The sequence below is a fragment of the Parasphingorhabdus sp. genome (genome assembly GCF_039939955.1).
Taxonomy (GTDB): domain Bacteria; phylum Pseudomonadota; class Alphaproteobacteria; order Sphingomonadales; family Sphingomonadaceae; genus Parasphingorhabdus.
On the sequence record NZ_JBDVHS010000006.1, the window covers coordinates 31,670 to 49,382 of the forward strand.

The window sequence follows — 17,713 nt, forward strand, 5'->3', positions numbered from 1 at the left end:
TCTCCAACGACAGACCGCTTCGAAAATAACTATGCCGTCAGGCTTTTCTCTGTTTCGCCAATATAGTCCCGCGTCAGCGGCAAGGTCCGACGATTGCGACTGAATTGAATCTGGTAATTACACATGCCACCATATTCAAACGCCGCTGTCGCGCCAGCCAGATAAAAAATCCACATCCGATAGAAGCGTTCATCATAGAGCGCGATAATCTTATCTTGGTTTTCCAAGGTTCTTTTATACCATTCGCGAAGGGTAAAGGCATAATGCAGACGGAGATTTTCTACATCCGTCGCGATCAGACGATATTGTTCGCTTGCCGCCAGCGTTTCGCTGAGGGCTGGAATATAGCCACCGGGAAAAATATATTTGCGTGTGAAAGCGTCGGTCGTCCCCGGACCACCCATCCGGCCTATTGTGTGCAAGAGCATCACGCCCTGATCCGTCATCAGATTGGCGCAACAGCGGAAAAATGTCCGAAACTGCGGCGTACCAACATGTTCAAACATCCCGACAGAAACAATTCGATCAAATTTTCCAGCCTCACGCGTCGCTAGATCGCGATAGTCAATTAGCTCGAACTTCACCTTGTCCGCCACGCCTTCTGCTTCAGCCCGCTCCCGCGCTTTTTTAAGCTGCTCCTCGCTAAGCGTGATGCCGAGCACCTCTACGCCTGTCTTGCGATGCAAATAGAGCGCCATGCCGCCCCAGCCACAGCCGATGTCGAGCACCCGCTGCCCCGGTCGTAGATCAAGCTTCGCGGCAATATGCGCCTTCTTGTCCGCCTGCGCCTGCTCCAAGGTCATATCTGCGCCGCGCCGATCGAAATCCCAATAGGCGCAACTATATTGCAGGTCATCATCGAGGAAAAGATCGTAGAGGTCATTGCCGATATCATAATGATGCGCGACATTGCTTTTCGAGCGGCTAAGCAAGTTTATCCGGTCCACCCGGCCCGCCACATAGTTACGGACTTTCTTGAAGGCACTAGGGTTCTTTAACGCTCCCCCGCGTTCAAAGGGGCGGTTGGCGCGCAAAAGCTGCACCAATTCCATGATATTTCCCTGCTCGACGATCAGCCGTCCATCCATGAACGCCTCAGCAGCACCCAATCGGGGATCCAGCAATATCTGTCGTATCACCGCTTTATCAGCAAGCCGGACACCAATGTCCGGATATCCGGGCGTCGCGGTACCATAGACTTCCGTTGACCCGTCGGGGTGGGTCACCCGTATCGATCCTTTTTTAATCACGCTTCCCAGAAATCGTCCCAATATCGACATTCATTCACTCCTGACGAAACCGAAATACATCACATACCTGCATACCATTCATAGTCGGCTACATCCTGCCAATAGCCCCCCTTGCCTTCACCGATACCGGCCAGCGATGCGACCGCTTCAATCCCGGTCACATATTTGGCATGTTTATAGCCAAGCTGCCGCTCAACTCTAAGCCGGAGAGGAGCACCATTTTCTATCGGCAAAGCCTCTCCGTTCAGACGATGCGCCAATATCGTTTGCGGATGAAAGCCATCTAGCAGATCGATACTTTCGTAATATGGCCTTCCACCAAGCCTATCCGCACAGTGAAAAACTAGAAACTGCGCACTGCGTTTTAACCGAGCAATATCCAGCAATATTTTAAGCGGAACCCCTGTCCATTGCCCGATAGCACTCCAACCCTCGACACAATCGTGTCGGGTAATCTGGGTCCGCTGCGGCAGGGAATGCAACGCCGCCAGACTGAATGTCTGGGGCCGATCAAACAATCCCGTCAACCGAAGTTGCCAATTGGCGAAGCCTTGTGCTGCGCTGGCTGCATAGTCGGGAGTTCCAGGGTCCCTGGTACCATTGGCTCTGAACTTGGGCGACCGGTCGGCCAACGTATATTCACTAGCCAGTTCCATACGATCCCCAAGTGCGCGCTGAACCGCGAAATTTGCGGTCTCCGCACTCGCCAAGATTTTCTGGAAAGCAGGGCTGCGGTTCAGGGCGTCGCAACCGGTCAACAGCCCCCCTGCACCGACGGCCGCGCTTGTTATCAACCTGCGTCGAGTAATGATCGTCACGCTGATGGCTCCTTCGCTTTTCCACCGAATATCATCGACGCGGTTTGCCGAATAGGACCGGACAGTAGAACCATGATCATGTGAACAACAAAAAATAGCGCGAGCAAGAACGCAGCAATGAAGTGCAACGAGCGGGCTGATTGGCGGCCACCGAATATATCGGTCAGAAACGGCCAGTTCGCATCCATCGCCGGGGACATTGCGAGGCCGCTAAAAATCATCAACGGTAATAGAATGAAGATCACCCCGACATAGCTCAGCTTCTGGATGATATTATAGTCCTGACCAGCCGATTGCCTGATGACGCTCGGCTTGAGATGGCTTTGAAAAGATCTCCAAATGACCGATGGCCGCCACTCTTTTACCCCTATGCGTAAATCTTGCTGGATATGCCTATTCCACAGCGAACCAATCATGAAGAGCCCAAGGCCAACACTGAATATCCAGGCGAAGAAGAAATGCCAGCGCCGGCCATCCGCAAGACTGTAAGTGGAAGGAATAGTTGCCCAGCCCGGGAAAGCCCATTTCTGTATCTTACCTTGGCTGTCTTCCCAATTTCCCAGAACGCCTGTGGTCTCTATGCGCGTCTCACCAAAACGCAGATAACCGAAGCTATCCGACGATCCTACAGCCATCCAGGCATAGTCACCATTTGCTCCATATTCACCCCAATAGAGGCGCGGATGGGCATTGAAAATCGTGAGGCCGCTCATCAGTAATACGATCAAGCACAAAGCATTGATCCAGTGCCAAAGGCGGGTCGTCAAGCGGTGGCGAGGTTGGACTGGAATGATAGTTTCCTCAGGCATGATTACACTCTAACCGCTGGTTCGGCATTGCCAAGCCCGTCGTTACAGTTACTGTTCCAGAAGCATGAACATTTGAAGTGGGGAACCGAATATCATGAGCGTCACAAAACAGGTCATCGAATTGAATCCAGATCCGCTCGCGCCTTATGCGATATCGCCGGGATGGCGGGTCGGTGACCTGCTATTTCTTTCCGGCCAGGCCGCGATTGACGAACAAGGACAAATCGTTGGCGCCAACGACTTTGATGCTCAGTTGAAGCAGTTATTCGCCAATATCGACCGTGTTCTGGAGGCTGGCGGCAGCAGCCGTGAGAAGATTGTCAAAGTCACAATCTACCTAACCGACATGGAATATTTCCCAAAAATCGTGGAAGCTAGAAAAAGCTATTTCACACCACCCTATCCAGCCGACACCATTGTCGAAGTCAAGGCGCTCGCCTTGCCGGAACTGATGGTAGAAATTGACGTAATCGCTACGGCTTAGCCGAGCGCTGCCTGTTTTTCTTCCGCTAGCCTATCCAGTTCCGCACGGCTTTTCTTTTCGCTAGCGGATTTGAGCTGACCGCAAGCGGCCATGATATCCCGACCTCTCGGCGTACGGATCGGCGCGCTGATCCCAGCATCAAAAATGATCTTGGAGAAGGATTTTATCCTTGCCGGCTCCGAACATTCATAGGCCGAGCCCGGCCAAGGATTGAACGGGATTAGATTTACCTTTGCGGGCAAATCATAATTGCGCAGCAAATTCACCAATTCCCGCGCATCTTCATCGCTGTCATTTTTGTCTTTCAGCATCACATATTCAAATGTGATCCGCCGGGCATTGTTCGCCCCCGGATAGTCCGCACAGGCCTGCAAAAGCTCCTCAATCGAATATTTACGATTAAGGGGCACAATTTCGTCCCGGGTCTCTTTGTTGACCGCGTGCAACGAAATTGCGAGATTTACACTTATCTCTTCGCCTGCCTTGGCAATCATCGGCACCACACCGCTGGTCGACAGTGTGATCCGTCGGCGCGAAAGCGCGAGCCCGTCGCCATCCATCACGATCTTCATGGCATCGCGAACATTGTCAAAATTATACAGAGGCTCGCCCATCCCCATCAGCACGATATTCGTCAGCAGACGGCCATCAGACTTATAGGCCTGATTATATACCTTGGTGTTTTCCGCTTCTTCATCGTCTGCAAAATCCATCACGCCCTTCGGCCATTCGCCTAGCGCATCACGCGCCAGCATCACCTGTCCGACAATCTCGCCCGGCGTCAGGTTCCGTACCAGCCGCATGGTACCTGTGTGGCAGAAGCGGCAATTCAATGTGCAGCCCACTTGCGATGAAATACATAATGTCCCGCGATCTTCATCGGGGATGAAGACCATTTCATAATCTTGACTATCCGCCGAACGCAACAACCATTTGCGTGTGCCATCTTCGGATAGATACGCTTCAACAATCTCCGGCCGACCAATGACAAATCGTTCCGCCAACCAGGGGCGAAGCGCCTTGCTCATATCCGTCATCACGCTGAAATCGCTGATGCCGCGATGATAAATCCAATGAAACAGCTGTTTAGAACGCAGTTTTCCTTGCTTTTCTTCCAACCCAGCTGAGATCAGGACCTCTCGGATTTCCGAAACGCTCAGACCAATAAGGTCCAAACGTCCGTCGGGACGCGGAGTCACCTTTGCGGGCAAGGGAACTGGATCAATGTGACCGGGAATCTGCATGCGCCGGCATATAGGAGCGATTGTCAGCAATTGCTAGCCGCGCTTATGTGGAGCTCTTGGCTTTGCTGACAATCTATCGATTGAGCCGCGAACACCCCAAAGACGCTGCATCAATGGCCGTCGCTGCGCCACGCAACAGATAAGCGTCGACGATCGGCTTGCCATTACGGCCAATAGATTCAACCGTCATACTCGTCGCGGAACGGATCGCGGCTATGATCGCCGCATCCATACGTTTATCTTGAGACCATCCATCTGTTCTATTCGCGGTAAGGTGAAAACGGCGGCCGGCGATACTGACGATCACCCGGCTATTGGAAGACCTGTCCCGACTCAGACGAACATGAAATTGCCGTCGGATCTTGCGTTCAGGCCAAAAACCAATGCTGACAAAGGATTTGCGCTCTGCCTTGCCGGTAATGTCCTCGGACTCCGCAATGGCATAACAACGGGGGATTTCCGCATCACGAAACGCGCCCCAGCTATTGAATATACCCAGTGAATCCTTCCCGGTTGCGGGTGCGGCGACCACCGACCCTGCCAGTCCCAGAAAAAGGCACAGCTTTTTCAAGCCTTCTCCCCTTCCCCACCGCCAAGGTGGATCACATCTTCCACGCCGTCACAGACTTGAACAATCGACCCCTGCGGTAGCCCTTCAGCAATTGGCGCACCAAAGCGCGGATGTGGATCGGCCCCGACGAGCAAGCCACGAAGTACCCGGCTGGTCATGCCATGACTGATCAGCACTGCATCGCGTTTGAAATTCTGCTCTGCGAGCCAATGTTCCAGCCTTTTTGCAATGTCGCGATAGTCTTCTCCACCCGGAGCGACAGTTATGAACAGCCGTTCCTCTTCATCTATCTCAAGCTTGCCGCCAAGGTCGCGATAATAGACACCGCCCCACTCTCCCATATCGATTTCCTGCAGCCGCGCATCGCTGCGTGTCTGATGCCAGTCTGCGCCGACATGCTCGGCAATCACCGATAAAGTCTGCAGTGCGCGATCAGTATTCGAGGCAATCAAATCCAGTTCGACTGGATCCGTTCCCAGATGCAATGCCAAGGCTCGCCCCATGGCGTCTGCTTGCGCGAATCCGGCTCTGGTTAACGGGGTGTGCGCATGTTCGCCCTGAATGCGGCCAGCAAGGTTAAAAATAGTCTCGCCATGCCTCGCTATATACAGACGTTTTCCATTGGTATTAATACCACTCATATCGACCAAATCCCGTTCCAAAATGGCAAAAACCATAGGTTGCAACTGCGGCTTTACCCACCTTCTTGCTTTTTTCCACAGTTTTTCACTGCATTATCGGACCTAAGACGGCGATCAGGCTTGCCCTGTCGCACTTTATTGTTAATGAAGCGGTGAACTATCCGTGAACCCGTGCGGACTCTTGCGCACAGCGATTTTCACGGTTGATTGGGAATAAGAAGGACGGTTTATGAAAGCGACCATTGAACGCGCGGCATTGCTAAAGAGCCTGGGCCATGTCCAGTCCGTGGTTGAGCGGCGCAATACCATACCCATCCTGTCCAACGTGCTGATCGAATCCAGTGCCGATGGCAGCATCAAATTAATGGCAACGGACTTGGATCTTCAGGTAGTCGAAACCGTCGAAGCACAAGTGGAGACTGCGGGTTCGACGACCGTATCCGCCCATACTCTTTTCGATATTGCCCGTAAGCTGCCTGATGGCTCACAAGTCCAGCTGGACGCCGCCGATGGCAAGATGAAAGTCAATGCAGGTCGTGCCCGTTTCAATCTGCAGACGCTGCCCCGCGATGATTTTCCTGTTATTGCCGAAGGTGAGTTGCCAACCAGTTTTGAACTGCCGGCCGCTTCGTTGATCCAGATTATCGACAAGACGCGCTTTGCAATCTCGACCGAAGAAACACGCTATTATCTCAACGGTATTTTCCTGCACGTGCAGGATGAAGACAAGCCGGTACTGAAAGCTGCCGCGACCGATGGTCACCGTCTGGCCCGTGTGACCCTTCCCCGTCCCGAGGGCGCAGAAGGCATGCCTGATGTGATTGTGCCACGGAAATGCATCAACGAACTGCGCAAATTGCTAGATGAGAATAGCGAGACATCGGTCCAGATCGATCTGTCCGCCAGCAAAATTCGTTTCACGCTGGGCACTGCAATCCTGACCAGCAAATTGATCGACGGCACCTTCCCTGATTACACGCGGGTCATTCCTACGGGCAATGACAAGCTACTGACAATCGATCCGAAGAGCTTTGCCCAAGGCGTTGATCGCGTTTCGACCATCGCGACGGAAAAAACGCGCGCTGTGAAAATGGCGCTCGGCGATGACAAGATCACATTGTCTGTCACGTCACCTGAAAATGGCAAAGCCGAAGAAGAAGTGCCCGGCTCCTACAAGGAAGACGTCTTCGAAATCGGTTTCAACTCCAAATATCTGATGGATATTCTGGGCGAAATCGAGGGCGACAGCGTGGAATTGCATCTTGCCGATGCAAGTGCACCGACTTTGATTCGTGAGAATGACAAGTCACCTGCGCTTTACGTCCTGATGCCAATGCGGGTTTAAAACAAAGTCTGTCGCTAAACCTTCTCTGACTCTTCTCAAAATCGAGAGGCGTTAGAGACTAGCCTTTCTTTTTACAGCGCAATATAGCGCTCCATTAAGCCCCTCCCCATTTTGGGGAGGGGTATATTTTACTCCGCTGCTTCCAGCATCTCCGCAGTCTGTGGACCACGGATAAGACCGCCCGGACGCGCTTCAGTGACAACGCCGCCTTTGAAGGTCACCTGCCCCGACTTGATCGTATAATCATAGCCATCGGCTTTCTGCAGCAAGCGCTTGCCGCCCGCTGGCAGATCAAAGGCCAGCCATGGCTTACCAAGCTTGATCCGCTCCATATCGATCACATTTACGTCAGCTAGATAGCCAGGCTTCAGCACGCCACGATCGTTCAGGCCATAGAGCCGCGACGTATCCAGGCATTGCCGCTTGATCGCATTCTCGATGCTGATCGTACCACGTTTACGATTCTTCACCCAATGTTCCAGCATGAAGGTCGGGCTGGCCGCGTCGCAAATGGTTCCGCAATGCGCGCCTCCGTCTGACAGGCTGTTCACCGTGTCGTCGGCTTGCTGCAACGTCTCGAGGAAATCGAGGTTGCCGTCCATATAGTTGAGCAGCGGTAGATAGATAAAACCTTTGCCGTCATCGCCCATCATCAAATCATAAGCATATTCTGGGCCGGATTTGCCGGCAGCTTCTGCGCGTGCGGCGATGCTTTCATCTGCCTGTGGTTCATAGTTGAAATCTACATCCATCTCAAACTGCACCGGCCAACCCTGCGTGACGATCATGAAGACCGGTACCATATCAACCTGTTCCGGCATCTGGGCAGTCTCACCGAGCAATTGCGCCTTGAATGCAGGATCCTTCAGCTTGGCATATTTTTCGTCCCAAGAGAGATCTTCCATCGCGATCCAGCTAGGGTGCCGGACGAAAGGATGCACCGTGCCTTGCCATGCCATAACGATGCCGTTTCCACGCAGTGCAATTTGCGCGACGATGTTGGCGCCATTGTCATTTTCCGCGCGCATATTGGCAATCTGCTCGTCGAGCGATTGATCCTTGGCGATAGACTGAAGCGCCGCGAAGGTTACTGGCATGCCCGTTTCACGGCTCAAGTCACCCATCCAGCTAAATTCGTCCCATTCCTTGTTGAGATCGCTTGCCATTTCAAACACACCATAGCCGACCCGGCCCATAGCACGGCCAATGCCGATCAGCTCTTCCTTGGTCGCAGTCGTGCCGGGAACCAGCTCGCCATCAATGCTGCGATGCAGGATCGTCCGCGATGTCGAGAAGCCGAGCGCGCCAGCTTTCAAGCCATCTTCGACAATTTTGGACATCTGTTCGACCTCGTCATCGGTCGGCACTGCGCCGGGTTTTTCTCGATCACCCAACACATAAGCGCGCACAGCACCATGGGGTACGTGCGTCGCGACATCGACGGTGCGTGGCATTCTTTCCAGCTCGTCGAGATATTCGGGGAAGGTTTCCCAGTTCCAGCTCATGCCCTCGGCCAGCGCAGTACCGGGGATATCCTCGACACCTTCCATCAGGTTGATCAGCCATTCATGGCGATCAGGCCGCGCCGGTGCAAAACCGACGCCGCAATTGCCCATCACGACTGTGGTAATACCATGCCAGCTTGAGGGCGCCATTTCATCGTCCCAAGTCGCCTGTCCATCATAATGGGTGTGAACGTCAACGAAGCCGGGAGTAACCAATTTACCGGTCGCATCTACCTCTTCACGGCCTTGTGCGAGCACTTCGCCGACCAGCGAAACACGATCACCATCAATTGCAACATCCGCAACAAAAGGCGCGCCGCCCGTTCCATCAACTACGGTTCCACCCCGAATTACCAGATCATGCATCGACTCTCTCCTTTATATTTTGGAACAGCTTAACAGATTTAACTGGATGATTAAAGGCCACTAGTGTTACACGATGATATGCAAGATCAATTCTCATGGAAACCGGAACCGGCAAGCGGCATTACCCTGCAGATGGTCAGAGCCAATGGCCTAGATTTCGAAGTCGCAATGGCGGGCGAAGGGAAAAAACTGGCGCTGTGCCTGCATGGTTTTCCTGAACTGCATTATTCTTGGCGCCACCAGATCCCGCAACTGGTCGAAATGGGCTATAAAGTCTGGGCACCCAATTTGCGCGGCTATGGCGGATCCAGCAAGCCAGCGGGCATCGACGCCTATCGCCTGAACACCCTTGTTCAGGATGTCGCCGCACTGATCGACGCCAGCGGTGCGGAAGAAGTCACCCTGATCGCGCACGACTGGGGTGCGATTGTCGCATGGCATTTCGCGATCCTGAAAATCCGCCCGCTGACCAAATTGGTCATATTGAATGTCCCCCATCCCAAATGCGCGCAACGAGAAATTCGCCATTGGCACCAGCTAAAGAAGAGCTGGTATATTTTCTTCTTCCAACTGCCATGGTTGCCCGAGAAAATTCTGGGAAGGAATAGTGCGGAACCCGTCAAAAATGCATTTTCAAAAATGGCCGTCGACAAAAGCCGTTTTCCGGACGCTGAGTTGCAAGTCTATGCCGATGCCGCCAACCGGCCCGGCGCCTTGCGATCAATGATCAACTATTACCGGGCTCTGGTCCGCACTAATGATGTACGCGATAATGGTGACGGCATCGTCGATATACCGACGCTGATGATCTGGGGCGAGGAAGACACGGCTCTTGATATCCGTTGCACCGACGGTACCGAACAATGGGTTCCTGATTTCGAGCTACACCGGCTGCCCGGCGTTTCCCATTGGGTGCAACAAGAAGCGCCGGAAAAGGTAAACGCGATTTTGCGGGAGTGGTTGGCTGGCTAGTCCCGTGCCGCGATCATATCGGCGATATCCGTGAATTTTTCTCGCGGAGAACCGTCTCTTGCCCGCGCAATTTCGGCTTCTTCGATTTTCTTCCAATCCCGGAATGTGACCGCCTCCACTCCACGCTCATCAAATAAACGATCCAATCCCTTGCGACCTTCCTTATTGCCACCGGAACCGATATCCTCGGCAATGGCATCAACAATCGCGAAACCGTCGGGTTTATTCGTACCAATCGTGCCGGACGGTCCGCGCCGTGCCCAACCGACACAGTAAAGCCCCGGCAATATCCGGCCTTCGCTATTGGCAAACCGCCCCCGGCCATGTTCATAGGGAACTCCTTCAATGGGTGGAGTGCGATAACCGATGCAACTGACAACCATCTGGCAATCAAGCTCATAGCGCTCGCCGGTTCCAGAAGACCGCATCTCTCTATCCAGAGCTGTCTTCTCAACGATTAATTTCTCAACTTTTCCGTCACCTTGGACTTCGATCGGCATAGCGAAAAAATCAAAATTGATCCGCAAGGGTTTTTCATCTTCTGAATCAGCCGTCAGGAAGTCGCGCAAATGGGTGACCGACTTTCGCATGCCCGGTTCCAGCATGGCATCATCACCGATATCCGGAAAATCATCGGCGTCGACATAAGGTCTCGCACGCTCCAATTTCCCCAGTTCACCCAATTCTTTTGGTGTCATGGCAATCTGATGCGGTCCACGACGGCCGAGGAACGTTATCTGTTCGACTTTGCTACGCTTCAGCCTTTCCAGCGCGTGACCGACGATATCGCTCCCCGCGAATTCATCTTCGGTTTTTGCCAATATCCGGGCAACATCCAAGGCGACATTGCCATTGCCGATGATCGCCACGGATGTGGCGTCGAGCGGAGGCTCAAGGTCTTTGAAATCCGGATGCCCGTTATACCAACCAACGAAAGCGGCACTGCCGAAAATGCCCGGCAAATCACTGCCCGGAATATCAAGAGCACGGTCATGAGGGGCACCTGTCGCCAAAACAACGGCGTCATATAGACCCTGTAATTCTTCGACGCTGACATCTTCACCAACGGTTACATTGCCCACGAAGCGAACATTGTTGCCCAAATTGGTTTTCTCATATCTCCGCGATACGGCTTTGATTGATTGATGGTCAGGAGCAACGCCAGTACGGATTAGTCCAAATGGAACGGGCAAGCGATCAATGATATCCACAGCGACATCTTCGCCATATTTCTTTTGCGCGGCTTCTGCCGAATAATAGCCTGCAGGTCCCGATCCTATGATCGCAATATGACGCATCGTCCTGCCTCCCCCAATTTTATAGCTCTCATGCTAACGCCATAATTTCAAAAGAAAAGCAAAAGGGTGCTGTCATTTTAGCGAGACCGGAATTCATCGGCGGAGGAACTAGCCAGACGCATTGGCAACATTATATCGAAGGCTTTCCTCTTGAGTCAGGCATCGGCGGGTCGATTTATCGCCATCACCGCTTTCCACCGCCCTCGTTTTATACATGACTTCGGACAGCAATTTGCGCGACACACCCATCCGGATCAGAAAATCATTATCTTCCGTCGCAAGAAGCGCACTTTCCTGCTCCACTTCACTGATCAGCCCGACCGTGGAATCCGTACCCATCTCGATGCTATAATTAATCGCGTCGCGATCACCGGTCATTGTGAACATATGAACCATGAAATGGCCGCCAGGTTCTACGATTCTGGCCGTACCGCCCATGAAAACAAAATTGCATGCGCTGAAACAGGTCCAGCCTTTCGGAATGCGTGTAATGATCGCAGTATCAGCCTCCCGGATAACCCGCCCAGCATCATTGCCAGCTCTGGCTAAACCACCAGGTGAACGCAGCCAAATTTCTGAAATGTCCGGATTCTCCGTCAGCATCTTGCGCAACCGGTCAGGCAAGCCTGCATCAACCACGCCTTCGGCTAATAGGATCTTGGTACCTTGCCGATCAACCGGCGTCAGATCCATTTTCGGGTTGGACGACCAATTGGGATAGCGTGGGCAAGTCGGGTTGTTTGGATCCATCCCGATATTGGCATCACTGGCGCCCATCACCAAAAGCGATGCGGTGGCAATTGCGGCTTTGATTCCATTGTTCATATTTCGCACCACGATGGTTTCATAAGGAACATATCCTATCAGTTACACCGTCACAAGCAGTGCCTTTCATAACATCATGTAAAATCAGATATAGAAAATCTGTGATTAACTGTTATTCTGCGTGGATAAGGAGAAACATTAGATCATGATCAAGAAATATTTGATTTCCTGTTCGGCAATTTGCTTGGTTGCCGCTGGCCTCTTCTCCACGGTGCACGCCGCCAATGAAAGCGGTACAGTTTCCGGGACGCTGTTAGTCGGCAACAAAAGCGAAGACAGCTTGAGCTTCATTGACCTAAAAAATGGCAAAGAAGTCGCACGGCGCAATACCGGGCATCAACCACATGAAATCGCTATATCTCCCGATGGTCAACTCGCGGCGGTTGTTTCCTATGGTGGTGAAACGATTGACATTTTTGACGTCGCAGCAATGGATCGGATCGAAACAGTCTCGCTGGCTCCGACCGGACGCCCCCACGGCATATTGTGGCTGGATGACGGTCGGATCATCGCAACAACAGAAGGCAGCGATAGTGTCACCATTGTCTCGCCTCCCACCGGCGAAACGCAACAACGCGAAATTTCGGTTATAAAGACGGACCAAAAAGGCAGTCACATGCTGGTCGTAACGCCCGACAAGTCTCGGGCCTTTGTTTCCAATATGCAATCAGGCACGGTCAGCGTGCTGGACCTGGAGAAAATGACAAAACTGTCGGATTTACCGGCAGGAACCGAACCCGAGGGATTGGCAATCACGCCCGATGGCAAGACCGTCTGGGTCGCCGATCGCCGAAGCGATGAAATGCGTGTTTTCGACGCTCGGAAACTTAAACAATTAGCCCTGATCAAAACCGGAAAATTTCCTATCCGTGTTGCTATCAGTCCGGATGGAAAAACCGCGATAACGTCCAACCTTGGCGATGGCGCCCTTGGTTTGTTCAACGTCGCAACACGCAAGCCCGTTGGCGATATCCAGGTCAGTGGCAACGCTGATTCTCGACAAGTGACGATATTATTCTCACCCAATGGAGAGAAGCTATATGTAGCCGAAACTGGCCCGGATACTATTGCTGAAGTCGATCTTGAAGCGCGTAAGGTCTTACGCCGATTTAAAGCTGGTGCCGATGGAGATGGCTTGGGCATCATCAGTCTTGAAACACCGATAGAATAGATCAAAATCATAAACACCCCGGGTCGCACCGAGGGAGATGAAAATTGCAAAAGCCGTTCAACCGACTGCAAGCGCGGATGATAAAGGCAATGGCAGAGGCATTGTTTCACGGCAGTGAAATGGCTATTTCGGCGGATCAAGTCGTCGAAAATCTGCAGGAGCATTTCACCAATATCGACGGGAAAAAACCAGATGAAATCCGTATGGCGCTCTATGCCTTATTCGCCGTTTTGGGTGGCCCTTTTTTCCTCGCCGCCCCTCCTGGAATACGAAAAAATATAATCCGCAAGCGTCTACAGAAGTCCCTCATTGATGTTCTACAAGATATTGCCCGGACCAAAGGCGTTATCCTCGCCGGCTATTATGGGCACTGGCAGCATGGTGATGAAGAGGAGAATCTTGATAATCCTGTCCTTAAGGATCTCGATTTCGAACTGCCTATGCAACGTGACCGTTCTGCCCCGGGCGAACGGGAAGTTCGCCGGGAGCCAGGCCGTGATCTGACTGCCAGAGCATTTGTCGGCCATGATGCGATACCGGAAGAAACTGATGTGATCGTGATTGGATCGGGAGCGGGCGGCGCAGTGGCCGCTGCTGCGGTAGCCGATGAAGGACATGAAGTCCTGATCATCGAATCCGGTAGTCATTATCCCTCTTCCCGGATCACCCTTGAAGAAGCCCGGATGACCGCCCGTCTATTCAAGGATGGCGGTCTGCAAACAACCGCGGATCGGGATGTCATCGTGTTCCAAGGCCGCGTGGTTGGCGGCTCCACCGTGATCAACAACGGAATCTGTCTGCGCATGAAACAAGACGGCCTAGTCCATCCAGATGCCGAGGATGTTTACGAAACTTGGGCGAAGCTCGGTGCTCCGATCGATGAAGCGGACCTAGTGCCGAGCTACGAAGCGGTCGAGCAGGCGCTTGAAGTATCTGAAATTGACGCGATCGTAGGTCGGACCAACGGCCCCCATCTTATCGACGGATGGAACAAATATGCAGCACAGTCCGATGATCCGCTCGACAAAAAGGCGATCACCGCGTGGTTCAAAAAAAATTACGGGCCGACAGAGCCAAAGAGCGAGTGCATCTATTGCGGCTACTGCAACACCGGCTGTCCTTATGGTCGGAAGAAAGCGATGCCGGAAAGCTATCTGACCCATGCGACCAGCGAAGCACGTGAAAAGCCCGCACGGATATTGGATCGGGCAGATGCAACCGAAATCCTGTGGGATGAAGGTGCCAATGGCAAAAAGATCGCCCATGCCGTCCAAATCACACTCAGAGGCGGCGGTAAGCGGACCATTAGTGCACGCAAAGGTGTCGTCGTCGCAGCGGGCGCGCTTGCCTCCAGTACCCTGCTCAATGACAGCGGCATATTGCAAGCGGGAAGCAATATATCGCTGAATATCGCCTGCCCTGTCGTTGCTCTGATGCCCGAAGGCACGAAGGTAAACGCTTGGAACGAAGACCAGATGGCGACCTATATCGATCGCGGTGATTTTTTGATCGAAAGCCATTTCCAGCCGCCGATGAGCATGGCAATGCTAGTACCCGGTTGGTTTGAAGATCATCATGAGCGGATGAAAAATTACAACCGATTGGTTTCCGCCGGTGTTCTGTTTCCCGCCGACCGTCTTGGCTATATGAAAAATGGCAAGCTCAAACTGAAAATCGGTGAAGCTGAACTATCGCTCTTACGCCACGCATTGGCAGCCATGACCAAGGTTCATTTTCTCAATGGCGCGATCGAAGTCTACCCTGCCCTGCTGCGTGGCCAAACGCTGACCAGTGACATGACCGATGACCAGATTGACGCATTTTACAAGGAGGCCATTATTGAGCCTGATGATGTTGTCTTGTCGAGCTCTCATCCCCACGGAGGCAATGCAATCAACGAAGACCCGCACAAGGGCGTCGTTGATCTCAACCAGCGGGTACATAATACGACCAATTGCTACGTCGCCGACGCCAGCGTGATGCCCAGTTGCATCCGCGTCAACGCGCAGCTCACCACAATGGCCATGGCCCACCGGGCTATGGCAGGCAAGAGGCGTTTCGGTTAACGAAACGCCTCTTTTCCAGCCTATCCGTCCGCACATCACTTTACTTCCGGCCGATATCGTCTAATCGCTGCTGCCAATAGTTTGGAGATTATCATGCGTGCCGACGCGCAATCCTTTGTCGACCGGATCGACGCCGCTCTTTCCCTGATCAAGACCGCCCTTAACTGGGATGCCGCACTACGCCGTCTGGACGAGTTAAACGCGCGCGTTGAAGATCCGACCCTGTGGGACGATCAGACTGCCGCGCAAGCAGTGATGACCGAACGCCGTCGCCTTGATGAATCGATCAGCGCTGCGCAGGAAATCCAGCAAGAGCGCGACGACGCGCTAGAATTCATCGAAATGGCCGAGGAAGAAGGCGATACCGAGCTTGCCGACGAAGGCGTTGCCACGCTCGAAAAACTCGCGACCCGCGCAGACCGGGACAAGGTGAACGCTTTGCTCTCTGGTGAGGCAGACGGCTTCGATACCTATATCGAAATTCACGCCGGTGCGGGCGGTACCGAAAGCCAGGACTGGGCCGAAATGCTATTGCGCATGTATCAGCGCTGGGCCGAAGCACGCGGCTATAAAGTCACTATGGTCGATTATCAGGCCGGCGATCAGGCGGGAATCAAATCCGCGACCATTGAGGTCAAAGGTGACAATGCATACGGCTATGCGAAAACCGAAAGCGGCGTCCATCGGCTGGTCCGCATCTCGCCTTATGACAGCGCCGCGAAACGCCACACGAGCTTTTCCAGCGTCTGGGTCTATCCGGTGATCGACGACAGTTTTGAAGTGGAGATCAACGAGGGCGACCTCAAGATTGACACCTATCGCGCATCCGGCTCCGGTGGCCAGCACGTCAACACCACCGACAGTGCCGTGCGGATTACCCACCAGCCCACCGGTATCGTCGTCGCCAGCCAGAATGACCGCAGCCAGCACAAAAACCGCGCCACCGCGATGGGCATGCTGAAAGCGCGCCTGTTTGAAGCCGAACTGCAACGCCGCGAAGCGGAAGCCTCTGGCGAATATGAAGCCAAGACCGAAATCGGTTGGGGCCACCAGATCCGTTCCTATGTCCTGCAGCCCTATCAGATGGTCAAGGACCTGCGCACCGGCCACACCAGCAGCGCACCCGGCGATGTCCTCGACGGCGCGCTGGATGATTTCATTGCTGCCACATTGTCGCAGAAGGTCACGGGCGAAGCGGTAGATATCGAGGATGTGGATTAGTACAACGCCATTGCCCCCGCGATCTGGCTCGCCTATCCAAGGTCTTATGGGTATTTTCAACTTTCAAACGGCGTTGATCGCGCTTTCGGGTATTCTGCTCGCTACACCACTGACGGCCTGCAAACGGATCGAGGATCCTGACGCAAATCGCGCCGCAACGGCGCGCGCCTATCCGCCTGCTTCGCGACCGGTATCAGAGCTGGCTGGCAATCAATGGTCAACCGAGACGGCGCGTGACAAGCGCGGTGAAGCCGAGGAGATCATGGAGGCGGCTGGGTTGGAGCCGGGCATGACGGTCGCCGATATTGGTGCGGGTGAAGGCTATTATACCGTACGCTTGGCCGACAAAGTCGGAAGCGATGGCCGGGTTCTGGCGCAAGATATTGATGAGGAGGCCATCGATCGCCTAGCGGAACGGGTCAATCGGGAAAGCCTCGACAATGTCTCGATCAAGCTTGGTGCGCCCGATGATCCTCGATTGCCCCAGAATAGTTTTGACCGGATTTTCCTGGTCCACATGTATCATGAAGTCCGCGAGCCCTATGCCTTTCTCTCGCGTCTGCGCCCTGCTCTGCTCAAAAAGAGCGATTCCGAAGGGATTGGTGAGGTCATCGTCGTAGACGTTAATCGCGATTTTGCGCAGCACGGCATCCCGCCAAAGCAGCTATTCTGCGAATTTGAAGCGGTTGGCTATGAGCTGGTCGGATTTATGGAGCGGCCCGAATTGGGCGGTTATTTCGCACGGTTCCGGGCCCAGGGCCCAGTCATTTCACCTGGAAAAATTATACCCTGTCTGTACGCAAAAAATAACGAATGATGTCACGAGCTTGTCGGCTTGTCCAACCATCTATTCTTCTGATTCCGTGCTTTACGTGCCAATCGTCGCCAGTGGCCTCTGTCCCGGGATGACAAAGATTCATCCACTGCCCGCTCACTCAAAATGGTTGGCGTATCCGCACCATATCGCGAATAGAGTTGACGTAATTCCCGTTCATCCTTGATGCGCCGGTCAGGCGATTCAAACAGTTCAAGCATAGAGGGTTCCCATTTTTCTATCGGGAACCCTTAATATCTGTCTAATAAACTCTATAGCACATATTGGACTTCGCTACAAAATTTTACAGACA

At 53.3% G+C, this 17,713-nt stretch carries 17 protein-coding genes; 7 read left to right on the forward strand and 10 right to left on the reverse strand.

The genetic code is table 11. The features are described 5' to 3' along the window. Positions 1-29 precede the first annotated feature (29 nt). From ABJG22_RS11340 to ABJG22_RS11350, 3 genes are read right to left on the reverse strand one after another with little or no spacing between them, the layout of a single operon-like run. Entirely contained in the window at positions 30-1,280 is a 1,251-nt protein-coding gene (locus ABJG22_RS11340) for a class I SAM-dependent methyltransferase (protein ID WP_348020386.1), read from the reverse strand. A gap of 29 nt (positions 1,281-1,309) precedes the next feature. After that, on the reverse strand, positions 1,310-2,062 hold the full coding sequence (locus ABJG22_RS11345; RefSeq protein WP_348020904.1) for a molybdopterin-dependent oxidoreductase: 753 nt from the start codon (positions 2,060-2,062) through the stop codon (positions 1,310-1,312). A gap of 2 nt (positions 2,063-2,064) precedes the next feature. After that, positions 2,065-2,877, reverse strand: coding sequence for a cytochrome b/b6 domain-containing protein (locus tag ABJG22_RS11350; RefSeq protein WP_348020387.1), 813 nt, complete (start codon positions 2,875-2,877; stop codon positions 2,065-2,067). 94 nt (positions 2,878-2,971) lie between these two features. On the opposite strand from ABJG22_RS11350, the gene ABJG22_RS11355 reads away from it, so the two are divergent. Then, positions 2,972-3,361 carry a RidA family protein gene (locus tag ABJG22_RS11355; protein WP_348020388.1) on the forward strand — a complete coding sequence of 130 codons (390 nt, stop codon included), beginning with the start codon at positions 2,972-2,974 and terminating at the stop codon, positions 3,359-3,361. On the opposite strand, the gene rlmN is transcribed toward ABJG22_RS11355, so the two are convergent. The 3 genes from rlmN to ABJG22_RS11370 all read right to left on the reverse strand — a co-directional run bounded on the left by rlmN (position 3,358) and on the right by ABJG22_RS11370 (position 5,817). Then, positions 3,358-4,605 (reverse strand): 23S rRNA (adenine(2503)-C(2))-methyltransferase RlmN, encoded by a 1,248-nt coding sequence (gene rlmN / locus ABJG22_RS11360; RefSeq protein ID WP_348020389.1) that lies wholly within the window; start codon positions 4,603-4,605, stop codon positions 3,358-3,360. The genes ABJG22_RS11355 and rlmN overlap by 4 nt on opposite strands. 73 nt (positions 4,606-4,678) lie before the next feature. After that, positions 4,679-5,176 (reverse strand): hypothetical protein, encoded by a 498-nt coding sequence (locus tag ABJG22_RS11365; protein ID WP_348020390.1) that lies wholly within the window; start codon positions 5,174-5,176, stop codon positions 4,679-4,681. Beyond that, entirely contained in the window at positions 5,173-5,817 is a 645-nt protein-coding gene (locus ABJG22_RS11370) for a histidine phosphatase family protein (RefSeq protein WP_348020391.1), read from the reverse strand. The genes ABJG22_RS11365 and ABJG22_RS11370 overlap by 4 nt, the downstream gene beginning before the upstream one ends. Positions 5,818-6,046: 229 nt before the next feature. On the opposite strand from ABJG22_RS11370, the gene dnaN reads away from it, so the two are divergent. Beyond that, on the forward strand, positions 6,047-7,162 hold the full coding sequence (gene dnaN / locus ABJG22_RS11375) for a DNA polymerase III subunit beta (RefSeq protein WP_348020392.1): 1,116 nt from the start codon (positions 6,047-6,049) through the stop codon (positions 7,160-7,162). 128 nt (positions 7,163-7,290) lie between these two features. Here dnaN and ABJG22_RS11380 read toward each other — a convergent pair whose 3' ends face one another. After that, positions 7,291-9,033, reverse strand: a complete 1,743-nt coding sequence (locus ABJG22_RS11380) for a D-aminoacylase (RefSeq protein WP_348020393.1) — start codon at positions 9,031-9,033, stop codon at positions 7,291-7,293. Between the two features lie 78 nt (positions 9,034-9,111). Here ABJG22_RS11380 and ABJG22_RS11385 point away from each other — a divergent pair, with 78 nt between their 5' ends. Further along, on the forward strand, positions 9,112-10,005 hold the full coding sequence (locus ABJG22_RS11385) for an alpha/beta hydrolase (RefSeq protein WP_348020394.1): 894 nt from the start codon (positions 9,112-9,114) through the stop codon (positions 10,003-10,005). On the opposite strand, the gene ABJG22_RS11390 is transcribed toward ABJG22_RS11385, so the two are convergent. Then, the gene (locus ABJG22_RS11390; protein WP_348020395.1) at positions 10,002-11,303 is read right to left on the reverse strand and encodes an FAD-dependent oxidoreductase; all 1,302 of its coding nucleotides are present in this window, start codon (positions 11,301-11,303) and stop codon (positions 10,002-10,004) included. The two genes, ABJG22_RS11385 and ABJG22_RS11390, sit on opposite strands and share 4 nt — an antisense overlap. 108 nt (positions 11,304-11,411) lie before the next feature. Next, positions 11,412-12,128 (reverse strand): hypothetical protein, encoded by a 717-nt coding sequence (locus ABJG22_RS11395; protein ID WP_348020396.1) that lies wholly within the window; start codon positions 12,126-12,128, stop codon positions 11,412-11,414. 145 nt (positions 12,129-12,273) lie between these two features. Here ABJG22_RS11395 and ABJG22_RS11400 point away from each other — a divergent pair, with 145 nt between their 5' ends. From ABJG22_RS11400 to ABJG22_RS11415, 4 genes are all read left to right on the forward strand, one after another. Further along, positions 12,274-13,299, forward strand: a complete 1,026-nt coding sequence (locus ABJG22_RS11400) for a YncE family protein (protein WP_348020397.1) — start codon at positions 12,274-12,276, stop codon at positions 13,297-13,299. A gap of 44 nt (positions 13,300-13,343) precedes the next feature. Then, entirely contained in the window at positions 13,344-15,365 is a 2,022-nt protein-coding gene (locus ABJG22_RS11405) for a GMC family oxidoreductase N-terminal domain-containing protein (protein WP_348020398.1), read from the forward strand. Between the two features lie 93 nt (positions 15,366-15,458). Beyond that, entirely contained in the window at positions 15,459-16,586 is a 1,128-nt protein-coding gene (gene prfB / locus ABJG22_RS11410) for a peptide chain release factor 2 (RefSeq protein ID WP_348020399.1), read from the forward strand. A gap of 46 nt (positions 16,587-16,632) precedes the next feature. Further along, positions 16,633-17,403, forward strand: coding sequence for a class I SAM-dependent methyltransferase (locus tag ABJG22_RS11415; protein WP_348020400.1), 771 nt, complete (start codon positions 16,633-16,635; stop codon positions 17,401-17,403). Positions 17,404-17,405: 2 nt separating this feature from the next. Here the strand turns inward: ABJG22_RS11415 and ABJG22_RS11420 are convergent, their stop codons facing one another. Further along, on the reverse strand, positions 17,406-17,621 hold the full coding sequence (locus tag ABJG22_RS11420) for a hypothetical protein (RefSeq protein WP_348020401.1): 216 nt from the start codon (positions 17,619-17,621) through the stop codon (positions 17,406-17,408). Positions 17,622-17,713 lie beyond the last annotated feature (92 nt).